Here is a 24,758-nt window from a genome sequence, read left to right as displayed (position 1 = left end):
CAGCGCACGCCGACCGGCGTCGGCACTGACTTAGGCTGTGGCGGACCGATCCCCCAGGGAGGACGAGGAATGAAGCTCCGCGAGACGTTGAACCTGCCCCTGCCCGTGCGCGCCGTCGCCACGATGTACGCCGACGAGGACTACACCGCGATCCGTCGCGAGACGCTCGGCGCGAACAGCGCCGACTCGACCGTCGACGGGGATCCGAGCGGTGCCTTCACCGTACGCACGGAGCTCACCATGCCCACAGACCGGGTCCCGGACATCGTGCGGCCCTTCGTGGGATCGTCCGTGACGATCCGCGAGGAGCAGGCCTGGTCCGCGCCGGCGCCGGATGGCAGTCGCACCGGCACGATGTCGCTCGACGTGGCCGGCACTCCGGCCGGGTTGACGGCCTCGGTGCGGCTGGTCCCTAGCGGATCGCTGACCAGCACCGTCGAGATCGATGGTGAGCTCGTCGCCAAGATCCCCCTGCTCGGCTCCCGCATCGAGAAGGCTGCCGTCCCCTATGTCTCCACCGTGCTCCGGCGCGAGGAGAAGTCCGCAGCCACCTACCAGGCGAAGCACTCCGACTGAGCGCGAGTCAGGGTCCGGCAGGAGTCGGCGTCCGGCAGGTTTCAAAATCCGGCAGAAGTCGACGTCCGGCAGGAGTCAGTGCGCGGCGCTGCCGTCCGGATCCTGGGCCTTCCCCTCCAGATAGGTCAGGGCATCGGCCGTCTCGCTGGGGTCGAACCACAGGAGAGCGGGATCGGTGTCATCCGCGTCGGCCGCTGCGGCATCCAGCTCGGTGACGTGCATGCTGGCGATCCGTGCGTGCGTCGCCACGCGAGTGCGCAGTCCGAACGCTCCGCCGCTCTCGACAGCCTCCTCGAAGGCGTTGTCGGGGGCATCGGCGGCGATCACCAGGGCACGGGCGTCCGCAGCGCCGGCGAGCAGCGCGACATGGACGGCGTCCTGGATGGCCTCGTACTCGAGATCCTCCTCATCCTGGTCCGGGCGGTCGGTGCGTGCCGAGGCAGTGACGCCCCAGGCCGATCTGCCCTCCGGCAGCTCGAGCTGGGTGCTCGCACTGCTCAGCGCGAGGCGATCGGGGTCGGTCAGCGGCAGATAGATCCTCATGGCGGTCATCTTCTCACCCCCGCGAGGAGGCCGTTCCGCGCCGCTGCCGGCTCCCGTGCGCTCACTCCGCCGCGAGGACGGCCGCTGCTGACGCGTCGGCATCGACACCCGCAGTCCCGGATTCCTCGGGAGCATGTCCGAGCACGGCCGCAGAACCCGCGATCTCACGAAGCGCTCTGCGCAGGCTCGAACGCGGAGCGGACTCGGCCAGCAGCGCACCGTCCCATGACGCCGTCCGGCAGGTGGTGGGGTCGTCCGGCAGAAGGTGCAGCGTGGCCACTGGGATCCGTGACGTGATCAGGTCACGGATCCGGTCCCTGGGGATCGGTGCGCCCACCCGGTTCACGATCACGTGCAGCTCCTCCACACCGAGCTCCTGGAGCCGCGTATGGTCACGCAGCAGCCGGGTGATGCTCACCGGATCGGCGGAGACCACGGCGAGCACGGCGTCCGCGCTCTCCAGAGTGCTGATGGCGGCGGCGTTCCGCTGGGGCGCCGCGGTGTCGTAGCTGAGTTCCTCATCCTCTTCGAGGACGGGCCCGACATCGGCGACGACGAGTCCTCCTCGGCGCGAGAGTGCTTGCCAGACACCGTCCATCGAGGTGCGACGCACCTCGGACCAACGAGCCGGCACCCCGATCCCGCTGAGCAGTCGCAGCCGCGGCTGGGCCAGAGGCAGCAGGGCGTCGAGCGCGTCGTCGTCCAGAGTGTCCCGGTCATGGGCCCGACAGGCAGCGACCAGACCGGGCGTCTCATCCAGGACCCCGAGGATCTGACTCAGGGAGGGGCCGTAGGTGTCGGCGTCGACGAGCACGGTCTCATGTCCGGCGAGCGCGCTCTCGGCGGCGAGGTTCACGGCGACGGTGGAGCGTCCCGGCGCTCCCGTCGGCCCCCAGACGGCCACCAGGCGGCCTCGGACATGAGGGCCCTCGTGGGCGGCGTCCTGCATCCAGGCGTCCGCCTGGTCCTCCTCGGAGGCGACGGCGGAGGTGAGCACGGTGAGGATCTCGCCGATCGGTGCGTCGGCAGGCAGCACGTGGCGCAGCCCGAGCGACGTCTGCTCGGAGGCTCCATCGGAGCGCAGGCCCACCACCGCGGCATCGCGCATCAGCGCAGCCAGCGGATCCCGCCCGAGCCCTCGCACGGTGAGATCGATGAGCACCACGTCGCCGATGCCGGCTGCGGTCACGGCCAGCGTCTCGGCGAGGTCGGCGCATCGGCGCACCACGCGGGCGGTGCGGGTCATGTCGATGGCGAGGTCATGGACGATGCGCACCTCGTCGCTTCCGGAGGCGCACAGGACGACGTCGATCATGGGGTGACCCCATAGGCGCCGGGCACACCGATCACGTCGAGCCGTTCGTCGCGCGAGAGGACCTGCAGGACGGCCGCGAGATCGTCGCTGGGGACCAGCACTTCGACGGCCATCGAGCGCATGCCCAGCGAGCTGCCCTCGTCGATCGAGCGGACGATGCCGCGCTCCACAAGCAGCTCGGCTTCGACGTCGCCGCTCTCCTGTGCCGGGGCGGTGTGCCAGAGTTCGACGCTCGCCCCGGGTGCGACGGATTCCGCCACCGTCGAGTCCACGGGTATGACGATCGGGCGCAGCGGGACGTCCGCGGATTGGCCCACAGCGGAGAGCGGGAGCAGCTCCCCGGCCTGGACCGCGCGGGTCGCGACGGACCCGTCGGGGATCGCCTCGATCGCACCGAGGTAGAGATCGTGCTGATCTCCGAGGCGCATCTCCACGAGGGTGAGGTTGTCGGGATCGATCGGATCGCCCGGCACGATCGGTGAGCGGGCCACGAGCACGGGGGTGGTCTCGGCCAGCCGTGAGACCAGGAGAGCTCCCATCAGCACACTCGCGACGACCAGCACGACGCCCACGATCAGCCGCGGATCCTTCCACCGAGGCCGGCGCAGTCTCATCACTGGTGCACTCACTGCCACGCGCTCCTCCTGCTGCTGTGCCCGACCCCGCGTCGCGCCCCGCCAGAGGCTACGGGAACGTCACGACTGCGAGTCGAGGGGCGCACGGATTGTGGATAACTCAGAGCGCCGGACACCCACGAGGTTGTCCACACGTCCTCTCCGGGAGAACGCAGGACGGTGTGAGACTATCCGGGTCGTGACAGGTGAACCGATCGGGAAGGAACGTCGATGACTCCTCGCTTCGTACCGCTATCTGATGTCGCAGAGACGCTCTCGATCTCCGCTTCCCAGGCGTATGCACTGGTCAGATCGGGCGAACTGCGGGCCATCAAGGTAGGCGGCCGCGGTCAGTGGCGCGTGGAGGTCTCGGAGATCGAGTCCTATATCGAGCGCAGCTACGCGGCGACGGCCCACATCCTGGAGGCTGAGCGCGAGCTCGAGCGCCAGAAGTCCGACGGCAAGAGCTGAGCCGAGCCCACTTCTGCGCCAGATGCTTCCGAGCCGCCCATTCCCCGCCCGACGTTCCGGCCCCGCTCCCCGCGCGACGTTCCGGCCCCGCTCCCCGCGCGATACCGTCCCCCGCCGCGCCCGCCGCGCCCGCCGCGCCCCTGTCAGCGTCCCGAATTCTCGATTTCCCGCAGCAGTTCCCGCGGCTGCGGGTCAGCCACAGTGCGATCTCACGGTCCCTCTCGTCTCAGCGAGGGATCACGGCCAGCAGCGCGGCCATCGCCACGGTGACTCTGACCGACCCGGGAACCGCCCCGTGCTCGCCGGTGGGCAGGGACTGCACGTCCAGGCTGTCGGCGCCGACCGCGGCGATCCGTCCCATGATCCTGCCGGCTGCGGTCTCCAGACGCACGATGCTGCGATCCCGCGCGATCGCCCGCAGCACTGATCCCAGGCCGAGCGGAGAGAGCAGCGATTCCTCCGCCGGGCGCGCACGCGCGGGAAGCCCCTGGACCAAGGAGACCGCAGGCATCGGGATGACCGCTCTCTGAGAGCTCTCCGGGTCTCGCAACGCCACCCAGGCCTCTCCGACCTCCTCGACGAGCCCTTCGAGACGCAGATCCGTCCCGACGTGAAGAGTCAGGACCGAGCGCCCGGCGCCGCGCAGACGGTCCGCCAGGGACAGCTGCGCACGTTCGGCGCGTGCAAGATCCTCCGCAACCGCACGCATCTCCTCCCGCTCCTGGTGCTCGAATCGACCCTCCAGGTCGTCGAAGATCCGCTCGAATCGCATGCCGTCACTGTAGGCGCATCGTTGCTGCGCAGGGCCGATTCGCCCCCAACGGGCAGTGCCCTCGCCCGCCACACCCGCACGACACGGCGACAGGAGCGCACCTCTCCTCCCCCGCACGACTCGTCCACACACCTCCGGACGCCCCTTGCGTTATGACCCACCGCACATTACTTTTCTCTCTCAGAAGCCAACGACATCAAACTGCATCAAATGACAGCGTGCGGGGTGTGAGGGGCACGACGAGGGGGATCGATGGAGAGCAGAACGGAAGCGGTCCGCGCCGCTCATCCGGCGAGAGCGCTGTGCGGAGGAGGGTTCTCAGGCGCCGGGGCACTCGCCATGGCCGCCACGGCCTCGGCGCTCTGGCCAGCCGCCATCGACGGACACGGACAGGCCGGGTTGATCGCCTGGGTGCTCGTCGCGGCGGCGACGACGGGCGCAGCGCTGTGCCTGTATCTGGCAGTGATCTGGTCTCTGGCGGGCCTCGTGCTCATGATCGGGCCGGCGAGCCGAACAGGCACTGCCCTGCTCGGCGCGCTGCGGATCCTCGCACCGCAGCTGGCACGACGGATCCTCGTCGGCACCGTCCTGGCCACCACGGCCACCGGTCTGGCGCTCGTCCCGGCCAGTGCCTCGACCACGGGGCCGTCGGCCGGCTCGGGTCGGAGCGTCGACGCCGTGGCCATCTCCTCCGAGCTGACGCCCGCCCTGCCCGTCGGATCCGATCCGGACCCGGAAGCCTCAGCTCCCACCGTGAGCCCGGACGATGCCGAGGCGCCGCGCCCCGGCCTCGGCTGGGGTGAGAGTGCCGCCGGCGTGCCCGAACCCGAGGAGCAGCCTCTCGCCGCGGACCTCGCCGACGACCCCACGGAGGGCACCGGCACCCCCGGCGCAGCACCCCTCGAGCAGGAAGCATCGGCCGAACAGCAGGGCCCTCTGCACGAGGCCGATGCTCCCTCCTCCCCGGGCACCGTCGTGGTGCACGCCGGGGACACACTCTGGAGCATCACCGACGATCTGCTCGGTCCGGCTCCGGAGGACCCGTCCGAGATCGCTGCGGCCTGGCCACTTCTCCACGAGGCCAACCGCGACGTGATCGGACACAACCCCGACCATCTCGAACCCGGACAGGAACTCACCGTGCCCGCACCCCTCACCTCTCAGGAGTCGTCATGACCACCACCGATCAGCGCGTCGTCACCGGTGGTGAGTCGACGGAGAACCTGGACCTCGACGATCCGCGGATCGTGGAGCGGATGGTCGCTCCAGTGGCTCGGCGGGCCGTGGAGATCGTCCGGGACATGCGACCCGAGAACGCCCTGGCCCGGATCGTCACACCGGACGTGGGCAAGCTGCTGTCGCGGCGCGCCGCGCTGACGCGGCGCCTGCGGGCGACCACGGGGTATGCGCCGCCTCAGCGCATGCAGGTGAGCGGGGTGCGCACCTGCGTGGTCAACGAGCAGACGGTCGAGGCCAGCTGTGTGCTGCGCGAGCCCGGCCGTGCCCGTTTCCTCGCGATGCGGTGGGAACTGCGCCATTCGGGCTGGCGGGTCACGGTGCTCGAGATCGGGTGACGTCAGCCGTTCGGACGACGCACAGAGAAACAGACGCACTACGAACACACGACGCAGAGACGCAGAGACGCAGAGACGCACGGTGCCGCCACAGATGATCCTGTGCCGGCACCGTGCGTCTGCACGTCATAAGGACAATCGGGGAGCCGGGCGACGTGCAGCCCACCCGGCGGGGCCGTTCACCTCGCCAGTCCTCCGGTCAGCGCGTGGTTCATCGCCCGTCCCCGGCGCCGACGCTTGACGCATCCGCCCGTCCCGGCATCAGCGCTTGGCTCGTCGCCGGTCCGAGGGGTCAGCCCTTGCGCCGGCGGGCCCCGCGGGGGCCGCGGTTCTCTGCCGGAGCGCCCTCTGGCTTGTCCGAGGTCGTGCTGCCCGCAGCGGAGGCCCCTGTGGAACCGGCCTGCTTGGCTCGTCGACGGCGCTCGGCGCGGGAGAGGCTGCCCTCGTCCTGCACACCGCTGCCCTCGGCCGAGGAGTAGCGGAGCTGCCCCGAGCGGGGACCGTCATCCAGTCCCTTGGCGGTCAGCACGATGCCGTTTTCGTCGACGGGGTCCTCCTCGTCCGAGCCCGGCTCCGACGCGGAGGCGGGCTCGACGGCGCCATCGGCCGTCTTCTGCTCGCCGACCCGCTGTGCCGCGGCAGCCAGTGCCGCACCGGTCGCGGTGGTGGTGCGCAGCAGGTCGCTGACGGCCTTCGGCACCACGGGCTCCGCCTTCTGGACCTGCACCTCGAGGTTGTAGATGTAGCCGACCACGTCTTCCTTGATGCCCGCGATCATCTCGTTGAACATCAGGTGGCCCTCGCGCTCGTACTCGATGAGCGGATCACGCTGGGCCATCGCCCGCAGACCGATGCCCTCCTTGAGGTAGTCCATCTCGTAGAGGTGCTCGCGCCAACGGCGATCCATCACCGACAGCAGCACGCGGCGCTGCAGCTGATGCATGCCGTCCTCGCCGAGCTCCTCAGCACGGTTCTCGTAGGCGACGCGAGCATCGGCGAGGATCTCCTCGCGGAGCAGGTCCGCTCCGAGGTTCTCCTGGCCGTTGACCTCGTCGACGAGCTCCTCCGCCGTGATCGAGACGGGGAAGGCGGGCCGCAGGGCGCCCCACAGCTCCTCGAGGTCGAAGTCCTCGGCGTTCTTCCCCTTGGTGTGGGAGTCGACGGTGCCGCCGATGACCTCGTCGATGAACCGCTCGACGTGCTCATCGAGGTCTTCGCCCTCGAGGATGCGCGCACGCTCCTCGTACAGCTTCTTGCGCTGCTTGGTCAGGACGTCGTCGTACTTCAGGACGTTCTTGCGGATCTCGGCGTTACGGGACTCGATCGAGTTCTGCGCACGCTGGATGGCGCCGGAGACCATGCGACCGGTCAGCGGGATCGACTCGTCGACGCCGCCGCGGGCCAGCAGGGACTCGGCGGCCCCGGAGTTGAACAGCCGCATGAGGTCATCCTGCAGCGAGAGGTAGAAGCGGGACTCGCCGGGGTCGCCCTGACGTCCCGAACGGCCGCGCAGCTGGTTGTCGATACGACGCGACTCGTGACGCTCGGTGCCCAGCACGTACAGACCGCCGAGCTCGACGACCTCGTCGTGCTGCTCCGCCACGGCCGCCTTGGCCTTCTCGATCTCCTCGTCCCAGGCGGCCTCATAGCCCTCGGGATCCTCCTCGGAGTCCAGACCGCGCTTCTCGACAGCGGCGTGCGCCATGAACTCGACGTTGCCGCCGAGCATGATGTCGGTGCCTCGGCCGGCCATGTTGGTGGCCACGGTGACCGAGCCCTTCGCGCCGGCCATCGCGATGATCGCGGCCTCGCCGGCGTGGTTCTTCGCGTTGAGGACCTCATGGTCCACACCCTGCGCGGTCAGCATCTTGGAGAGGTACTCGGACTTCTCGACGCTGGTGGTGCCCACGAGGACGGGCTGGCCGCGGTCGTGGCGCTCCACGATGTCCTCGACGACCGCATCGAACTTCGCCTTCTCGGTGCGGTAGATCCGGTCCGGCTCGTCCGCGCGCTGCATCTCGCGGTGCGTGGGGATCGGGACCACGCCGAGGTCGTAGGTGTTCATGAACTCGGCGGCCTCGGTCTCGGCCGTACCGGTCATGCCCGAGATCTTGTCGTAGAGCTTGAAGTAGTTCTGGAGGGTGATCGTGGCGAGGGTCTGGTTCTCCGCCTTGATCTTCACCCCCTCCTTGGCCTCGATCGCCTGGTGCATGCCCTCGTTGTAGCGACGGCCGGCGAGGATACGGCCGGTGTGCTCGTCGACGATCATGACCTCGCCGTTGAGCACGACGTAGTCCTTGTCGCGCTTGAAGAGCTCCTTGGCCTTGATGGCGTTGTTGAGGAAGCCGATCAGCGGGGTGTTGAGGGACTCGTAGAGGTTCTCGATGCCGAGGTGGTCCTCGACCTTGTCGATGCCGCTCTCCAGCACGCCCACGGTGCGCTTCTTCTCGTCCACCTCGTAGTCGCGGTCACGACGCAGGAGCTTGACGACCTTCGCGAACTCGCTGAACCACTTGTTGGCGTCGCCCGAACCGGGTCCGGAGATGATCAGCGGGGTGCGGGCCTCGTCGATGAGGATCGAGTCGACCTCATCGACGATCACGAAGCTGTGGCCGCGCTGGACGCGATCATCGGGCGAGAGCGACATGTTGTCACGCAGATAGTCGAAGCCGAACTCGTTGTTCGTGCCGTAGGTGATGTCCGCCGCGTACTGCTCGCGACGCTCCTCCGGTGTCATCCCGGATTTGATCACGCCCGTGGTGAGCCCGAGGCTGCGGAAGACGCGCCCCATGATGTCGCTCTGGTAGCCGGCGAGGTAGTCATTGACGGTGACCACATGGACGCCCTTGCCCGAGAGCCCGTTGAGGTAGGCCGGCAGCGTGGCGACCAGGGTCTTGCCCTCACCGGTCTTCATCTCGGCGATGCGCCCTCGGTGCAGCGCGGCGCCGCCCATGACCTGCACGTCGTACGGACGCTGGCCCAGGGTGCGGTGGGCCGCCTCGCGGACAGCGGCGAAGGCCTCGACCATGATGTCGTCAAGGGTTTCGCCGTCCTCGAGCCGGGCCTTGAAGCTGTCGGTCTCCCCGCGCAGCTCATCGTCGGTGAGGTCGGTGAAGACGTCCTCGGCCTCCCCTACCTTCTTGGCGATGGACTCGAGCCGGCGCAGCTCACGGCCTTCGCCGGCGCGCAGGATCTTGTCGAAGAGGTTGACCACTCGTGCTCCCGTAGTTCTGGAATGTGTCCTGACGGACGGCTGGTGCCTGACCCATCGTAAGCGTCACCTCGCTCAGAGGTGACGACGTGCGCGCATCCTCACGCTGACGCGTGGCTCGCGGCCGCGTCTCCGCGCTCGCTCGCCGCCTCGGTGTGGGCCGCGAGCGCGGCCGAGAGCTCCCGGTCCCCACTCGCCGCGTCGACCTCGATCCGTTCCAGGCCCTGCCAGGTGGCGGCACGGCGCAGCTCGACGGCCAGCGCTGCGACCACGGCCTCGTCGGCCGGGCGTTGGCGGGTGGGCAGATGGGGAAGCTCCTCCCGGAAGACCCCGCGCACCTCGAGCGTTCCCCGGGTCCTGTCCGCCTTGAGGTCCACGCGGGCGGGGAACACGTCACCGAGGAGGAAGAGCAGGGAGTAATAGCCGCTGGTCCGCTTCGCGGCGGGCGTATAGATCCCGATCCGGTAGTCCACGTCGAACAGTCGTTCCAGGCGCGGCCGATGGAAGACGATCGGGTCGAAGGGGCTGACCAGCGCGGCCGTCCGCAGCGGTGTCGGAGCGGGAGCATCGCGGTGCAGCAGCATCGTGCGCCGGCCTGCCGGATGCTCGACCTGCACCTCCGTCACCTCACCCGAGGTCAGCAGCTGCTCGATCGCGGGGCGGGCATCCCGCAGGCGAAGACGGAAATAGTCCGCGAGCGAGGCGGGCTCGGCGATGCCCGAGGAGCGGGCTGCGAGCGCCATGAGCTGCTCGTGGCTCGTCCGGTCCTGCCGGTCGTGAGGCGCCGTGGGGGACGAGGGGTCGAAGGCTGCGAGCTCGTCGAGCCGCTGAAAGGCGCCGGGGACCGGCACGTAGAGCCGCTCGAACTGGCTGTTGCGGCCCACGCAGTCCAGGATCCCGGCGCGGAACAGGTACTCGACGGTCCACTGGCTCGCGGTGCGCCGCCACCCCCAGCCCTCGCCGCGCTCGGTGTCCCCCAGATGCCGCGAGAGGGCGGCCGCGCTGACCGGCCCCAGCTCGTCGCACGCAGCGAGGATCCGGGCGAACAGGTCGGGCGAGGAGGCCGCGGCCTCGCGGATGCGGCCCCAGTCTCGCGTCGCGGCGGCGCGCCGCCGGAAATCCAGCAGATCGTGGACGTGTTCGGTGGCGAAGGTGGCCTCATGGGCGAGCGCTTCCTTCACCAGGCGGGATCGGCCGGGTCGTGAGGCGCGCTCCAGGGCGGCCGTGTCCCAGCTGCCAGTGCGGGTGAACACCGGCAGGTGATGGGCCCGCTCGAAGATGTTCACCGAGTCGATCTGGAGGAAATGGGTGCGTTCGAGCGTGGCGCGCAGTGCGCGTCGGCTCACCGCGGCGGACGGGAGCGCCATACGTCGGGCCCGTCCCATGCCCTGGGCACGCAGAGCTATCCGCCGTGCGTTCGTCCAGCTGAGGGTCGCGGTCATCAGTGGTGGGCTCCGGTCGGATCGGGACGGACCGAGGTCCGGGCGGGAGAGCACGTGCGCATCTCCCACCCGGACCGGTCGAGCAGGGTCAGGAGGACGACGGGAGCTCGGCGTCGAGCTCGATCACGCCGTAGTTCCAGCCCTTGCGGCGGTAGACCACCTTGGGATTCCCGGAATCCCCGTCGACGAAGAGGAAGAAGTCATGGCCGACGAGCTCCATCTGGTAGAGCGCGTCGTCGATGCTCATCGGCTTCGCCGCGTGCTTCTTCTCGCGGATCACGACCGGGCTGCCGGAATCGGCGAGGTCCGTCTCGTGCGGCGCGGTGGGGTCCGAGGTCTCCGCGGCGGGCTCCGAGGGGGTCTCCTGGAGCGCGGCCGGCAGTTCCTGATCAGCGGGCAGGGTGCGCAGGCTCTCGCCCGATCCCTGACGAGAGCGGTCCCGACCACGACGGTGGTCCTTGCGCTTGTCCCGTGCGCGGCGCAGACGTTCGAGCAGCTTCCCGTAAGCGATGTCGAGGGCTCCGTAGAGGTCATCCGCGCGGGCTTCCGAACGGACGATGGAGCCGCTGTCGTGAACGGTGAGCTCGACGCGGTCGCTGAGTTCGGCCTGCCGGGGGTTCTTCTCCTGTGAGATCTCCACGTCCACCCTCAGCGCTGCGGGCGCGAGCTGGGTGACCTTATCGAGCTTGTCGGTGAGATGACGACGGAATCGGTCCGGGACGTCCATATGGCGTCCGACGACATTGATCTCCATGAGGTGTTCTCCTCCTATCCGGGTGCGGCCGCTCTGAGCCCGGCCGCAGTGGCTCTTCGGCTGGGGTGCGCACCTCCTGGGGAGAGGATGACCGGCGGACTGTGCCGGGTCACGTCAGCATGCCATGTTTTCCTCCGAGTTGTCTGGTGGTCCGTCCTGTGGATTCACGAGGTGTCTGCTCGTGCGCCCCGTGGAGTCACGATGCCCTCGCCTCGGGACGGGTTCGCGGGACTGCGACCGGATCGACGCGACCTGCATGGTCAGGCGGGCAGCTGTGCGCTGTGGGCGGGTGGGATCCTTGCGGACGCGATGACGGCTGCCCCGAGCACGTCCATCCCCGCCTCGGTGAGCGCTTCATGCGTCCCGCGCAGTGTGGACCCGGTGGTCACGACGTCGTCGACGATGACGACAGAGGTGGCGCTCTGCCCGGCGCGGTGAGCTCTGCGACCGGTCACGCGGATCTCCCGCGTCCTTCGCTGCCGGGCACCCTGCCCCTCCTGAGCGGTGGTGGGTGCGGAGCGCAGCAGCAGCGGAGTGCCGCTCCCCGCACGGCTGAGGCCTCTCACGAGCTCGACGGTATGGTCCTCGCCCCGTCGCAGGCGGGCGCCGAGACGGGACGGGACCGGCACCAGCGCCGGCTCGGACACCTCGGCGTCCTCGGCAAGCGCTGCGACCGCCGGACCCAGGGCCCGTGCCAGCGGCGCCCCGAGGTGGAGCATCCCGCCGTTCTTCCAGGCGAGCACGAGCCGTTGCAGGGGCCCGCTGTACTCCCCCAGAGCGAGCACCGGAAGCACTGGGGAATGGTCCACCCCGGCCGGCAGGAGCAGGCCGTCGCGCTCCTGCTCGTGGACTCGTGCGGCGGTGAGATGCTGCAGGGCGTCGCATGCGGAGTCGACGCGGATCGGCGGGGCTGCGAGAAGCGCGGTGCAGTCCGGGCACAGCCAGGAGCCCTCCGCGCCGCAGGGACACTGCCGAGGAGCGATGAGCGAGCAGGTCTGGGCGATGATCTCCCACCACAGAGGAGGCTCCGCTCGGCGCCTGTCCGGAGGACCGTCTCTGCGCCTGCCCGGATATGCGTCTGTGCGCCTGCCCGGACGCCGGTCTCTGCGCCCGCCCGTGGGCGGGGTCGGGCTCCGGCCCGCGGCCTCGCCCCTGCCGCCGGCTCCGTTCGCGTAGCCCTGCTCGTCCATGACCGGATTCCAGCAGGTCGCGGGCGCCACGTGCTCGAGCTGCCCGCGAGTGTTGATGCCGGGCCCGTGGGGAGGAACGGTCGAGCCGGGCCGCGGGACGAAGGCAAGAGACGCGGGACGAGGCGGCGAGCGGCGAGCGGCGAAGGGCGAAGGGCGAGAGACAAGGGGCGAGTGAAGAGCGACGAGCGACGAGCGACGCTGCAGCGCTCGGGACGGCTCAGTAGAACGACGGGTCGTGGGCCTCGAGATCGACGACGGACCACCGGCTGCCATCACTGCGCAGCAGATCCCCGTCGGATGTCCCGGCCCAGATGGTCTCCCCCACGACGGTGCCTGCGATGCGATCGGTCGTCGACCGGACGGAGGGCAGCGGGTCGCGACCGGAGGTGAGATCGAGGATCTGCCCGCGCAGCTCCCCGGTGCCCGGGTCGGAGCCGAGCAGGATGAGCCCCACCTCGTCGTACCAGCTCGCCTGGGTGACGTCCGAGAGGAAGGTGCGCACCTGGTCCGGCTGGGTGAGGGAGCTCGGCACCCCGTCCGCATCCCGGATCACGGCGCACAGGTCCAGCTGCGATCCGGCCGAATCGGTCGAGAGCACCATCATCCGGGTCGAATCGGCGGCGATGTCCAGCGCCCTCACCTCACGGCCACGGAGCCACGGCACGTCGACCTTCACGTCCTGGCCCGGCCCGCTGCCGGCCAGTGCGAGCATCACGCCCGCGCTGCGCACGGTCGAGGTCCACACCAGCCCGGCGTCATCGACACGCGGCGGGACGAACTCACCGCCGGTCGCGGCCTCTCGGGGCGGGACCGAGCCGTCGGTCGAGGCGAGCAGCACCACGGTGCCGTCATCGGTGAGCGCGGCGGCGAGCCCGCCCTCCTGCGCGATCACCGGAGAGGTGAGGGCCTGCTCCGCGAGGTCCGGCACCAGCTGGGCGGCCGGCGCGTCCATGCTGGGATCGTTGAGGGAGATGATGCCGGTGGGGCCGGCCGCGATCGGGCGGTGTCCGGGAAGCGCCCGTTCGATCGTGTGCTCCTCACCGGCCGAGTACTCCTCACCGTTGCGCACAAGGCGGATTCCCGACAGTGAGCGCAGAGAACGCAGTGAGGATTCGATCTGTGCCAGGGCCTGGGCCCGCTCCTCGAGGCGCAGGGCGAGGACCGACCGGGGCACGTCGACCTCCGGCGTGCCGTCCGCGGCGGTGGTGACGACCGCGTCGGCGACATCGGGAGCATCGGGCACCGCGCTGCGCACGGCGCCCTTGAGGAAGAGCGCCGGCCCTGCCACGAGCGCCTCGAGCACGGCGGCAGCACCGCGCTGCAGGGAAAACCAGCGGTGGTCGGGGACGAGATGGCGACCGCGGGCGTCGAGGAAGTACAGACGTGCGGGCGCGAAGAGCGTCTCGAACGCCGCCTCGGACAGGAAGATCCCATCCGGCACCTCACCGATCCGCCATTGATCCTCGACCTGCTCCATCGTGACCTCCACGTTCTGGGAGACAGGGCCTGAGAGGACGCTGCGCACACCCGAGCCGTCCACCACGGCGACCACCTGGAGCACGAGCACCATCGAGGTCTCGTCGACCTCCTTGACCTCGAGCTCCTGGCTGCTGGAGTAGATCGTGATCCCGGCGGCGGGCCGCCAGCGCGCACTCAGCTCATCGGTGAGATAGGAGCGGGCGACGGCGAAGTCCTCCTCCGAGCCCACACCTGCCTGCACGAATCCGGAGACCACCTGCTGCGCGGTGGCGTCCTCCGCGGGCGGGAGCGCCTGCACGTACGGGGCCCCGGGCTGGACACGACCGCTCAGCGGCCTGCTGTCGATCGGGGAGCCGGTGGGGATGCGCGCGCACGCCGCACCGAGTCCCAGGACGGTGACGGCGCCGGCGGCGTGCAGCACGGTGCGACGTGGGGGCCTCATCCTCGTCCTCCTGGCATCGGGTTCTCGCCGTCCGGTTCGGCGTCCGGCGCGACATCGGACAAATCGGGCAGATTGCCCGGACCGATCGGGATCTCGCCGGTCGGAGTGACCGAGTAGGTGCCGGTCAGGTCGCGGTCGAAACGTCGCTCCAGACGCAGCGGGGACCGTGTGATCGTGCCGCCGGGTCGGCGCGGCAGGGTCAGGCGGAACACAGCACCGCGGCCCTCCTGGCCCCAGGCCTGCAACCATCCGGTGTGCAGTCGCGCGTCCTCCGCGGAGATCGAGAGCCCCAGGCCCGTCCCGCCGAGGGTCCGAGCACGGGAGGGGTCCGCTCTCCAGAAGCGGTCGAACACGTGCTGCGCATCTTTCGGGGAGATGCCGTGGCCGTAGTCCTGCACCACCACCGCGACGGAGTCCTCGTTCGAGGAGGTCTGCACCAGGACGGGTCCGCCCGCGCCGTGCTCGATCGCGTTGGTGAGCAGATTGCGCAGCACCCGGTCGACCCGTCGGGCGTCGACCACCGCGCTCATCTCGCGCCCTGCCAGATGCACATCCAGGAGACAGCCGCGCGCTCCGGCCAGCGGCCGTACGTCGTCGATCGCGCGGACCACGAGGGCGTCGAGATCCTCGCGATGCGCCTCCAGTTCCGCGGCCCCGGCGTCGAAGCGCGAGATCTCCAGCAGGTCTGCGAGCAGCACGTCGAAGCGTTCCACCTGCGCGGAGAGGAGTTCTGCCGTGCGCTGCAGGTCGCCGGGCAGGTCGGGGCGACGGCTGTCGAGCACGGAGGAGGCCATCCGGATCGTGGTCAGCGGAGTGCGCAGCTCGTGGGAGACATCGGAGACGAACCGCTGCTGGAGGCGGGAGAGCTCCGTGAGGTCGTCGACCTTCTGCGCGAGGCTGCGCGCCATGTCGTTGAAGGACTCCCCCACCCGGGCGAGCTCGTCGGCCCCGGAGACCTCGACGCGGCTGTCGAGATCTCCGCCGGCGATGCGCTCGGCCGCGCGCGCCGCATGCTTCAGCGGGGTCGTCACCAGGCGGGCCACGGCGATCGCGATGCCGACGACGAGAGCCAGCAGGACTCCGCCGCCGCCGAAGAGCACGCTCTGCACGAAGCCGAGGGTCTCCTGCTCCTCCTGCATGGAGTACACGAGGTAGAGGTCATAGGAGCCGACCCCGGGGACCATCACCCGGGTGCCCACGAGCAGCGCCGGCACCGTGCGCCCCTGGGGGTCCTCCCGGCCGATCGAGCGCCAGGACACCGAGTCCGGGCTCGCGGCCACTGCGGCGGAGAACTCGTCGTCGACCTCGTCGAACAGCGTGCGGTCGGAGGAGGCGACGGGGAAGACCGTCTCGGAGGTCTCCACCGGGAGCAGGGCGACCTCCCGGCGGTCACCGCCGCCCTGGCCGCCTGCGGACTGGACGAAGGCGTTCACCGCATCCTGGCGCTGGGTGCTGGTGGCACTGGAGAGCTGGGTGAGGCTGTCGGAGAGGTCACGGCGCACCTCGACGGTCTCCTCGAGCACCCGGTCGCGCCGCTGCTCGTACAGCCCGTCGGCGATCACGGAGGAGAGATAGGCGCCGACGGCGAGCATGGCCAGGATCGACAGCAGCGTCGTGACCAGCACGACCCTCAGCGCGAGCGGCCAGCCGCGCGGGTCGGCGGCGCGAGCGAGCCGTACGGAGGCGGGCACCTCCGCCGCCCCTTCGGCCACTGTGCTCACGGACGGTCCGTCGTTCTCAGGACGCGCCCCCGGCGCGATAGCCGACCCCGCGGACGGTGACGACGATGCGCGGGTTCTCGGGGTCGTGCTCGATCTTCGAGCGCAGGCGCTGGACGTGCACGTTGACCAGACGGGTGTCCGCGCTGTGGCGGTAGCCCCAGACGTCCCGCAGGAGCACATCACGCGTGAACACCTGCCACGGCTTGCGCGCGAGCTGGGTGAGCAGATCGAACTCGAGCGGGGTGAGGGCGATCAGCTCTCCGTCGCGACGCACCTCGTGACCGTCGACGTCGATCGAGAGGTCCCCGATCGCCAGCTGCTCCGTGGTGGGCGGCTCCACGCGGCGCACCCGCGCCTTGATCCGTGCCACGAGCTCTTCGGGTTCGAAGGGCTTGGTGAGGTAGTCGTCGGCTCCGGCCTCGAGCCCCTCGACCACATCAGCGGTATCGGTGCGGGCGGTCAGCATGATGATCGGGACCCCGGACTCGCTGCGCAGGCGCCGACAGACCTCGATGCCGTCCATTCCGGGCAGCATGAGGTCGAGCAGGACCAGATCGGGCCGAAGTCGCGGGAAGGTCTCCAGCGCGGAGGCGCCGTCGGGCGAGGTGGCCACTTCGTAGCCCTTGCCGCGCAGGACGATCCCGACCATCTCGGCGATCGCCTGGTCGTCGTCAACCACGAGGATCCGAGAAGGCGTCGTCATACGGCTCATTGTGCCACCGGCACTCACTTTCCGAGCGCATCCCCGGATGGTGGGGTGTCCGGAAGACGCATGACCATCGACGTTCGTCGGATCGGTGCAGGGCCCAGGAGTCCGTAGGTTGTCCTGGAGGACATCGCATCCCGCCCACCGGCCGCCGCCGGATCCCGGGTGCCGACGGACAGCAGGAGGACAGATGAGCACGGGCTGGACCGCACCGGGAGCGACCGAGGGAAGCTCCCAGCCCGACCCCACGGCGCCCCAGGGCTCCGTCGATCCGCACCCCGCGCCGTCGCAGGGAGCACCGTCGGGGGCTCCTGCGCCGCAGGGGCCCCGACGTGAGCTCGTGCAGGACATCCCGCTGTTCCCGCTGCGTCCGCTCAGCGTCGGCGAGGTCTTCGGCGCCGCCCTGCGCATCTATCGACTGCGGGCTCGCACCGTGCTGGGGCTGGCCGCCATCGTCTACGGGGTCGCCTTCGTGCTCATCACCGCCACCACCGGGGCCGGGATGATCCCCGTCTTCGGGGACGTGCAGGCGCTGATGGAGGATCCCGAGGCGTCGGGCTCGAGCGACTACGGCACCTCGCAGATGCTCCTGACGGTCGTCTCCTCCTTGATCACCGGGATCTTCACGATGGTCGCCTCCTCCCTGGTCACGGTGGCGCTGACGCACGTGGCGATCGGTGAGGCGACCGGACGCGGCGCGAGCACGTCGCAGATGTGGGCGACGGTCCGGCGTCTCGCACTGCCCGCGATCGGCGTGAGCCTGCTGCTCGGCGTGCTCGGCACGGTGGCCTTCGCACTGCCCACCGTCCTCGGCACGCTGCCGCTCCTCCTGCTCCAGGAGCCGACGGTGCTCACGATCGGCGCGCTCGTCGTCGGCGTGCTGATCGGGATCCTCCTCGCCCTGTGGATCTGGGCCCGCATGCTCCTGGCGATCCCCGCCCTGGTGGTCGAGCGCACCGGAGTGTTCGGCTCCATCGCACGATCCTTCCGCATGACCGCCGGTCGCAAGCTGTGGCGGGTCCTCGGCGTGGGGGTGCTGCTCTACGTGTGCTACACGCTCGGCACGCAGGTGGTCTCCGGCGTGTTCAGCGTCGTCGCGATGATCGTCTACGTGGCGATTCTGCTGGCGTCGAGCATGCAGGGCCTGGTCCTGGGACTCGTCCTGATGACGATCATCATGATGATCGGCTCCTACCTCGCCACCGTGCTGCTGGCCCCGTTCCTCTCCGCCGGATTCGCCGCGGTCTACGCGGACAACCGCATGCGTCATGAGGCCTGGGACATCGACCTGATGCGCAGCTCGCGCGAGAACTGGTCGACGGACAGCACCCGATGATCGACGCAGGCCCTCCGGTCTACGCAGGCCCTCCGGTCCCGGATCCGGACGAGGCGCGCTCGCGCGTCTTCGATGAGCTCTCCAAGGCCGAGTACGACGACTCCCCCGGATTCGTCCAATGGCTGCTCGGCGTGATCGAGCGCTGGCTCACCGACCTCTTCGACAGCGTCGACGGCACCTCCACCGTGCAGGTGGGCCTCGCGATCGCGCTGATGGCCGTGCTCCTCGTGGTGGTCGTGCTCGTGCTGCGACGCACCGGTCTGATCCGGCGCAGCCACACGCTGGCCGTCGCTCCCGGTCTGGACGCCGACCCCGTGCTCAGCGCGCACGACCTGCGCGAGCAGGCTCGCACGGCGCTGAACGCCGGACGCTTCGACGACGGCACCGTGCTCGCGCTGCGCGCCCTGGTCAGGGACCTCGAGGTCCGCACCCTGCTGGACGTCACCTCCGGGATGACCGCGCACGAAGCGGCCGCCCGCGCCGCCGCTCCGTATCCTGATCTGCGCGGTCGCCTCCTGCGCGGGGCCGATGCCTTCGACACCGCCGCGTACTCGCACCGGCCCGCCACGGCGAAGGCGGCCGACGATCTGCTGAGGCTCGCCGAGTACATCGCCGAATCCGCCCCGGACCTCTCCACTGCGGACGACGTCGCCGCCGAGAACTCGACGCCCGAGGACTCGACCCGGAACGAGGTCGGCGCGTGAGCACCCCTCCCCTCCCCTCAGCCCCCGCCGCGACCGGGGGCCCGGAAGCCGCGTCGACCGCGGGCGCTGCCGCCTCGTCCCCGTCGCCAGATCGCGCCGCCGGCTCCTCCCCACAGACCGAGCAGCGTCGGCCCTGGCTGACCGTGCTGGTGGTTCTCGCGGTGCTCGGTGCGGTGCTGGCCTCCGTGGCCCGTGGCTACTACCGCGACGGCCCCCTCGAGCCGGACGCCCCGACCGGGCAGGGATCCAAGGCCGTGGTGCAGGTGCTCGAAGGGCTCAGCGTCGACGTGGAGGTCGATCGGCACACCGCGGATGCTGCGGCGGACCTGCGTGCGGGCCGCACGGTGCTGGTCACCGACCCGCGCGGGCTCTCGTCGACGCAGCTCGCCGCGCTCGCCGAGGCCCACGAGCAGGGCCCGGGTCGGCTCGTGCTGGTCCAACCGGATGACGAGGCGCTGTATGCCCTCGCCCCGGACATCACGCGGTCCGGCTCGCTGAGCACCGCGAGCGATCTGTCCCCGGGCCCCGAGTGCGGGGATCTCTCGCAGGGAGCTCGGACGCTGCACGTGCCCGGGGAGGACGGGCTGCGCGGCTCCTCGAGCCTCTACCGCGCGAGCGGGGAGGCGCGGTCGTGCTTCGCCGCGGAGAAGGGCGGCCTCGTGGCCGGTGCCGATCGACTCGTCGTGCTGGGCAGCGCCGATCTGCTCACCAACGACGGGGTCGCGAACGGAGACAACTCCGCGCTGGTGCTCAACACACTCGGGGTCGACGGCGAGCTCACCTGGTACGTCCCCTCCGCCGGCGACCCCTTGGGATCCGACGGACAGGACCTGCTGACCTACCTGCCCGACTGGGCCGGTCCCCTCCTGCTGTGGCTCCTGCTGACCGCCGTGATCGCGGTGATCGCCGTCGCGCGCCGCTTCGGGCCGGTGGTCGTCGAACCGCTGCCGGTGACGGTGCGCCCGCAGGAGATCGTGCTGGGCCGCGCCCGGCTGCTGCAGCAGGCCGACGCCCGGGACGCCGCCGCGACGTCCCTGCGTTCGGCCACGGCCACCCGTCTCGCGGACCGGCTCGGCCTGCGCCGTGAATCCGCGCTCGACGGCCTGGTGATGGCGCTGGCCCCCCATGTCGACCGTTCGCCCGAGCAGCTGCGCACGCTGCTCGGCCCCACCCCCGTCCCCGACGACCAGTCCCTCGTGCGCCTGGCGCAGGACCTCGACGTACTCGAGAAGGAGATCGACCGATGACCGACACCACCCCCGGTGCCTCCCCGACCCCCGAACCGGCCGGCAGCGCCCCCGCCCCGAGCCCCGCGCAGGGAATCGGCGCGCACGGAGCCGATGCGCAGGCGGTCGACCCGCAGGAGGTCGACGGTCCGTCCGTCGATCAGGACACCCGCGCCGACCTGCAGCGCCTCTCGACCGAGATCCACAAGGGCGTGGTGGGTCAGGACGCGGCGGTGACCAGCCTCGTCGTCGCGCTGCTGTGCCGTGGCCACGTGCTCCTGGAGGGCGTGCCCGGCGTCGCGAAGACGCTGCTGGTGCGCTCCATGGCTGCCGCCCTCGACGTGACGATGCGTCGCGTGCAGTTCACGCCGGACATGATGCCCGGCGACATCACCGGCTCCCTGATCTACGACAACACCACGAGCGATCTCGTCTTCCGAGAGGGTCCGGTGTTCACGAATCTGCTGCTGGCCGACGAGATCAACCGCACCCCGCCCAAGACCCAGTCGGCCCTCCTGGAGGCGATGGAGGAACGGCAGGTCACCGTCGACGGTGCGAGCCGCCCGCTGCCCGATCCGTTCCTGGTGATCGCCACCCAGAACCCGCTCGAGTTCGACGGCACCTACACGCTGCCCGAGGCACAGCTGGACCGCTTCCTGCTCAAGGCCGTCATGCCCCTGCCCGATCGCGAGGTCGAGGTGGGAGTGCTGCGCCGGCATGCGGACGGCTTCGACACCACCGACCTCGCCGCGATGGGACTGGGTCCCGTGGTGGACGTGCCGTCGCTGCACCGCGCCCAGCAGGACGTCTCCCAGGTGGTCGCCGAGGATCCCGTCGTGCAGTACATCGTCGACGTGTGCCGCGCCACCCGTCGTTCGCCCAGCCTGTCGCTCGGGGTCTCGCCCCGTGGTGCGATCGCGCTGCTGCGCACCTCGCGGGCCTGGGCGTACCTCACCGGGCGCGATTTCATCACCCCGGACGACGTCAAGATGATGGCCCCGGCCACGCTGTCCCACCGCGTCCGTCTGACCACCGAATCCGAGCTCGAAGGAACCCAGGTCGAGTCCGTGCTGGCTGCGACCCTCGCCTCCGTGCCGGTGCCCCGCTGAGGCCCCGTCCATGAGGATCTCCCTGACTCCGCGCGCGGCCCTGGTCGCGCTCCTGGCGCTGCCGGTGATCGTGCTGTGGCCGAGATGGTGGACGCTGCTGGCGATGTTCGTGCTGTGGGCTCTCGTGGTGCTCGTTGACGCCTTCCGTGCCGCGAACCCGGCGTCGATCCGGGTGCGCCGCGAGTCCCCGGTGCAGGTCAGGCTCGGCAGGTCGGCGACGGGCCGGCTGCTGCTGACCAACCCGACCTCGCGCCTGGGTCGGCTCGAGGTGCGCGATGCCTGGAACCCCACCGCGGGGCTCGCCGCACAGCGCTCGACCGTGCTGGTCCCCTCCCTCGAGCGCCGTGCGATCGCGCAGACCTTCACCCCGGCCCGCCGCGGCGAGCACTCCTCGCGCGCGCTGCTCATCAGCTCCCGCGGGCCGTGGGGGCTGGCCCGACGCACTGCTCCGGCCGATGCCCAGGGCCGTCTTCTCGCCCTGCACCCCTTCGGCTCCCGACGCCATCTGCCCTCCCGCGTCCAGCGGCTGCGCGAGATCGAGGGTCTCGCAGCGGTCCACCAGCGCGGTCAGGGCACCGAGTTCGACTCGCTGCGGGACTTCGTGGACGGCGACGACGTGCGCTCGATCGATTGGCGAGCCACCGCCCGACGCCGCAGCGTGGTGGTACGCACGTGGCGCCCCGAGCGCGACCGGCATGTGCTGATCGTGGTGGACACCTCCCGCACGTCGGCGAGCAGGCTGGGCGAGTCCACCCGGCTGGACGCCGCGTTCGACGCGGCCCTGCTGCTCACGGCCCTCGCGGGCCAGGCCGGCGACCGCGTGGATCTGCTGTGCATCGACCGCATCGCCCACGTCTCGGTGCTCGGCTCGACCCGCACGAAGGTGCTCCACGACGTCGTCGCCGCCACCGCGGCGGTGGATCCGGCGCTGGTCGAGACGGACTGGGAGCTCGCTGCCGCCGCCATCGCCGAGCGTTCCCGGCGCGGTTCCCTCGTGGTGCTGGTGACGCCCGTGGAGGCCTCCGTGATGCACACCGGCCTGCTTCCGGTCGCCGCCCGGATCGCGAAGGACCATCCGCTGGTGGTGGCCTCCGTCGCCGACCCGGCCCTCGAGCAGCTCGCGGCGGGGCGCGGGGACATCGAGTCGGTCTATCGTGCCGCGGCCGCCGAGCGCGCCCGCGCCGAGCGCACCGGGGTCTCCCGCGCCTTCGAGCGGGTGGGTGCCCACGTCGTCGATGCCGCCCCGGACCACGCACCCCAGGCCCTCGCCGACACCTACCTCGCCCTCAAGGCCGCCGGGCGGCTCTGAGAGCCTGCGGCGAGGCGAGGCGAAGCGCGGCGCGGCGAGGCGAAGCGCGGCGCGGCGCGGCGCGGCGCGGCGAGGCGAAGCGAAGCGCGGCGCGGCGAGGCGAAGCGCGGCGCGGCGCGGCGCGGCGCGGCGCGAGCCACAGGTACTCGTCAGCCGGCCGTGGCGTGGCGCGGCGCGAGCCTCGGGTCTCCGTCAGCCGGCCGTGGCGACGCTGTCGCCCACCAGCTCCTCGGAGAGGTCTCCGGTGACTCCGCGACGATGCACCTGACGGCCGCGTCCGAGCATGAAGACCATGAAGGCCGCCCATGCGAGAACGCCCAGGCCGATGCGCACGGCGGGCGGCAGCGAGCTGGGGGTCACGAACGCCTCGAGCACGCCGGAGATCAGCAGCACCGGAACCAGACCGATCGCGACCGTCACCAGTGCCCGCGCGGCATGCGACAGCGCCCACCGTCGTGGCAGAGAGCCGGGGCGCACCCAGGCCCAGAAGGTGCGCAGCCCGGCGCCGGCACCCACGAGCACCGCGGTGATCTCGAGCAGGCCGTGCGGCAGCAGGTACACGAAGAAGGTGTCCAGTCCGCCGTAAGCGCCCATCACGCCACCGGAGAGCCCCACGTTCAGGCCGTTCTGCACCAGCATGATCAGCGGCCAGAACCCGGTCACGCCGAACACCACGGCCTGCACGGTGATCCAGGCGTTGTTCGTCCAGACCTGGGCGGCGAACCCCGAGGCCTGCCCCTCGAAGTAGTAGGAGACGAAATCGCGCTCCGCCAGGGAGCGCTGCGCCTCCTCGGGCAGCACGAGGCTGCGGGCGACGGAATCGGTGCCGAAGTACACGCCGGTCAGGACCGCCGAGACCAGGAAGATCGCTGCGGAGAGCGCCACCGCCCAGCGAGCCTCGTACAGCCCGGCGGGGAGGTCCTCCCACAGGAACGTGCGGGCGTGCTTCCACAGAGGGGTCCGGGCACCCGTGATGCGAAGGCGAGCCCGGTGCAGCAGCAGCGAGAGCCGGGCCGTGAGCGCCGGGTCCGGATTCGTCGAGCGCACGGTCGACAGGTGGGTGGACGTCTCCTGGTACAGGGCGAGCAGCTCGTCGATGCCGGCCGCATCGAGCCGGCGGGCTCGTGTCAGGGTCGCGAGCCGCTCCCACTGCGGTCGGTGCACGGCGATGAATGCGTCGGTGTCCACCACCTCAGCGTAGGTTCTCGCCACGCCCACGACCGCCGACGAAAGTCGGAGGCCGATGCTCCGGAAGCCGACGGTCGGTGCTCACTGCCCGGGCGCGCTGCTGACAGGATGGGGTCATGGCAACGATGGGCTCCGCCGCACCGGTCCTGCACCGCACCGAGGCAGACGCGATGATCACCGGGGACGCCGTGCTGCTGGATCTGCGCACCGCGTCCTTCCCCTCGCGCATGCTCGCGGCGGCGATCGACGGAGCGATCCAGCTGGTGCTCCTCACGCTCGGGACCGTCGCGGTGGTCGCCACCGCCGCCCGCGCGGATCTCGACGACGGGCTGATCACCGCCGCGGTCATCACGGTGTCCGTCACCGCCTACGTCGGCTATCCCGTCCTGTGCGAACTGCTGATGCGCGGCCGCTCGGTGGGCCGACTCGCGCTGGGCACCCGCGTGGTACGGGACGACGGCGGGCCGGTCCATGTGCGTCAGAGCCTGCTGCGCGCCGTGATGGCGATGCTGGAGATCTGGTCGACCGCTGGCTCGCTCGCGCTCACCTGCGCGGTGCTCGACCGCAAGTCTCGTCGCCTGGGCGACCTGCTGGCCGGGACGATCGTGATCCAGGAGCGCATGGCGGCCCTCGAGCCGCAGCGCCCCGATGTGCCCGAGTGCCTGCTGCCGTGGGCGGAGTCTGCTGACGTCGGACGGCTTCCGGTGACGCTGCTGCAGGACATCCGCTCGTTCCTGCCCCGCGCGGCCCGGATCAACCCCGAGTCGCGTCTGCAGCTCTCGCGCGATCTGCTGCGGCGCACGCTCCCGTTCGTCGCTCCCGCGCCGCCACCGGGCACGGCTCCTGAGGAGTTCCTGGCCGCAGTGCTCGCCGAGCGCTCCCGCCGTGACGAGGAGCGGCTGCGCCGAGCGCAGACCCGGCGCCAGGAGCTGGCGGACGAAGTCCGCGCGTTCCCCTTCAGCGCCTGACCCCGCGCGGCTCAGGGGCCGCAGGTCAGCGGGAGCGCACGCCGAGGGCCCGCAGGCCTCGTGGGCGAAGACGCGCTCGGGACGTCAGCGCAGGAGACCAGCGCTGGC

22 protein-coding genes are annotated in these 24,758 nt (G+C 70.8%); 10 read left to right on the top strand and 12 right to left on the bottom strand.

Annotated features, from left to right (window positions below):
- Positions 1-69: 69 nt before the first annotated feature.
- Positions 70-576, top strand: a complete 507-nt coding sequence (locus tag CIK71_RS01855; RefSeq protein ID WP_096163484.1) for a DUF2505 domain-containing protein — start codon at positions 70-72, stop codon at positions 574-576.
- A 75-nt stretch (positions 577-651) separates the two neighbouring features.
- Here CIK71_RS01855 and CIK71_RS01850 read toward each other — a convergent pair whose 3' ends face one another.
- Genes CIK71_RS01850 through CIK71_RS01840 form a run of 3 tightly spaced genes read right to left on the bottom strand, consistent with a single transcriptional unit; the run spans position 652 to position 3,063 of the window.
- A complete protein-coding gene (locus tag CIK71_RS01850; RefSeq protein WP_241964102.1) occupies positions 652-1,128 on the bottom strand; it encodes a DUF6912 family protein in 477 nt (158 codons plus the stop codon).
- Positions 1,129-1,180: 52 nt separating this feature from the next.
- Complete coding sequence (locus CIK71_RS01845) at positions 1,181-2,434, bottom strand: CpaE/TadZ family protein (RefSeq protein ID WP_096163483.1); 1,254 nt, start codon at positions 2,432-2,434, stop codon at positions 1,181-1,183.
- Entirely contained in the window at positions 2,431-3,063 is a 633-nt protein-coding gene (locus CIK71_RS01840; RefSeq protein WP_241964103.1) for an SAF domain-containing protein, read from the bottom strand. The genes CIK71_RS01845 and CIK71_RS01840 overlap by 4 nt, the downstream gene beginning before the upstream one ends.
- A gap of 216 nt (positions 3,064-3,279) precedes the next feature.
- On the opposite strand from CIK71_RS01840, the gene CIK71_RS01835 reads away from it, so the two are divergent.
- The gene (locus CIK71_RS01835) at positions 3,280-3,519 is read left to right on the top strand and encodes a helix-turn-helix transcriptional regulator (RefSeq protein WP_096163481.1); all 240 of its coding nucleotides are present in this window, start codon (positions 3,280-3,282) and stop codon (positions 3,517-3,519) included.
- A 226-nt stretch (positions 3,520-3,745) separates the two neighbouring features.
- Here the strand turns inward: CIK71_RS01835 and CIK71_RS01830 are convergent, their stop codons facing one another.
- Positions 3,746-4,291, bottom strand: a complete 546-nt coding sequence (locus CIK71_RS01830; protein WP_096163480.1) for a hypothetical protein — start codon at positions 4,289-4,291, stop codon at positions 3,746-3,748.
- 252 nt (positions 4,292-4,543) lie between these two features.
- Between CIK71_RS01830 and CIK71_RS01825 the strand changes: the two genes are divergently transcribed.
- Together CIK71_RS01825 and CIK71_RS01820 are read left to right on the top strand one after the other, a co-directional pair.
- Positions 4,544-5,467, top strand: a complete 924-nt coding sequence (locus CIK71_RS01825) for a LysM peptidoglycan-binding domain-containing protein (RefSeq protein ID WP_141393678.1) — start codon at positions 4,544-4,546, stop codon at positions 5,465-5,467.
- Entirely contained in the window at positions 5,464-5,865 is a 402-nt protein-coding gene (locus tag CIK71_RS01820; RefSeq protein ID WP_096163478.1) for an Rv3235 family protein, read from the top strand. Before CIK71_RS01825 ends, CIK71_RS01820 begins: the two co-directional genes overlap by 4 nt.
- 292 nt (positions 5,866-6,157) lie before the next feature.
- Here the strand turns inward: CIK71_RS01820 and secA are convergent, their stop codons facing one another.
- The 7 genes from secA to mtrA form a co-directional block, all read right to left on the bottom strand.
- Positions 6,158-9,079, bottom strand: coding sequence for a preprotein translocase subunit SecA (gene secA, locus CIK71_RS01815; RefSeq protein WP_096163477.1), 2,922 nt, complete (start codon positions 9,077-9,079; stop codon positions 6,158-6,160).
- Between the two features lie 98 nt (positions 9,080-9,177).
- A complete protein-coding gene (locus tag CIK71_RS01810) occupies positions 9,178-10,518 on the bottom strand; it encodes a winged helix-turn-helix domain-containing protein (RefSeq protein WP_096163476.1) in 1,341 nt (446 codons plus the stop codon).
- Between the two features lie 88 nt (positions 10,519-10,606).
- Positions 10,607-11,272, bottom strand: coding sequence for a ribosome hibernation-promoting factor, HPF/YfiA family (gene hpf, locus CIK71_RS01805; protein ID WP_096163475.1), 666 nt, complete (start codon positions 11,270-11,272; stop codon positions 10,607-10,609).
- Between the two features lie 260 nt (positions 11,273-11,532).
- The gene (locus tag CIK71_RS01800; RefSeq protein WP_241964104.1) at positions 11,533-12,066 is read right to left on the bottom strand and encodes a ComF family protein; all 534 of its coding nucleotides are present in this window, start codon (positions 12,064-12,066) and stop codon (positions 11,533-11,535) included.
- A gap of 613 nt (positions 12,067-12,679) precedes the next feature.
- The gene (locus tag CIK71_RS01795; RefSeq protein ID WP_096163474.1) at positions 12,680-14,383 is read right to left on the bottom strand and encodes an LpqB family beta-propeller domain-containing protein; all 1,704 of its coding nucleotides are present in this window, start codon (positions 14,381-14,383) and stop codon (positions 12,680-12,682) included.
- A complete protein-coding gene (gene mtrB, locus CIK71_RS01790) occupies positions 14,380-16,104 on the bottom strand; it encodes an MtrAB system histidine kinase MtrB (RefSeq protein ID WP_096163473.1) in 1,725 nt (574 codons plus the stop codon). The genes CIK71_RS01795 and mtrB overlap by 4 nt, the downstream gene beginning before the upstream one ends.
- Before the next feature lie 16 nt (positions 16,105-16,120).
- Complete coding sequence (mtrA, locus tag CIK71_RS01785) at positions 16,121-16,816, bottom strand: MtrAB system response regulator MtrA (RefSeq protein WP_096163472.1); 696 nt, start codon at positions 16,814-16,816, stop codon at positions 16,121-16,123.
- 184 nt (positions 16,817-17,000) lie between these two features.
- Between mtrA and CIK71_RS01780 the strand changes: the two genes are divergently transcribed.
- From CIK71_RS01780 to CIK71_RS01760, 5 genes are read left to right on the top strand one after another with little or no spacing between them, the layout of a single operon-like run.
- The gene (locus CIK71_RS01780) at positions 17,001-18,146 is read left to right on the top strand and encodes a glycerophosphodiester phosphodiesterase (protein WP_096163471.1); all 1,146 of its coding nucleotides are present in this window, start codon (positions 17,001-17,003) and stop codon (positions 18,144-18,146) included.
- A complete protein-coding gene (locus CIK71_RS01775; RefSeq protein ID WP_096163470.1) occupies positions 18,143-18,850 on the top strand; it encodes a DUF4129 domain-containing protein in 708 nt (235 codons plus the stop codon). Before CIK71_RS01780 ends, CIK71_RS01775 begins: the two co-directional genes overlap by 4 nt.
- Positions 18,847-20,097: a DUF4350 domain-containing protein gene (locus CIK71_RS01770; protein WP_096163469.1), complete on the top strand. Its 1,251-nt coding sequence runs from the start codon at positions 18,847-18,849 to the stop codon at positions 20,095-20,097. The genes CIK71_RS01775 and CIK71_RS01770 overlap by 4 nt, the downstream gene beginning before the upstream one ends.
- Complete coding sequence (locus CIK71_RS01765; protein WP_096163468.1) at positions 20,094-21,185, top strand: AAA family ATPase; 1,092 nt, start codon at positions 20,094-20,096, stop codon at positions 21,183-21,185. The genes CIK71_RS01770 and CIK71_RS01765 overlap by 4 nt, the downstream gene beginning before the upstream one ends.
- Before the next feature lie 10 nt (positions 21,186-21,195).
- Positions 21,196-22,494: a DUF58 domain-containing protein gene (locus CIK71_RS01760; protein ID WP_096163467.1), complete on the top strand. Its 1,299-nt coding sequence runs from the start codon at positions 21,196-21,198 to the stop codon at positions 22,492-22,494.
- A gap of 192 nt (positions 22,495-22,686) precedes the next feature.
- Here the strand turns inward: CIK71_RS01760 and CIK71_RS01755 are convergent, their stop codons facing one another.
- Positions 22,687-23,682, bottom strand: coding sequence for a stage II sporulation protein M (locus tag CIK71_RS01755; protein ID WP_096163546.1), 996 nt, complete (start codon positions 23,680-23,682; stop codon positions 22,687-22,689).
- A 116-nt stretch (positions 23,683-23,798) separates the two neighbouring features.
- Here CIK71_RS01755 and CIK71_RS01750 point away from each other — a divergent pair, with 116 nt between their 5' ends.
- Entirely contained in the window at positions 23,799-24,650 is an 852-nt protein-coding gene (locus CIK71_RS01750) for an RDD family protein (protein ID WP_096163466.1), read from the top strand.
- The last annotated feature ends 108 nt before the right edge of the window (positions 24,651-24,758 follow it).

This window comes from Brachybacterium alimentarium (genome assembly GCF_002332425.1).
Lineage (GTDB): Bacteria > Actinomycetota > Actinomycetes > Actinomycetales > Dermabacteraceae > Brachybacterium > Brachybacterium alimentarium.
The sequence above is the reverse complement of the archived record's forward strand: the minus strand, read 5'-3'. Positions and strand labels throughout refer to the sequence as shown.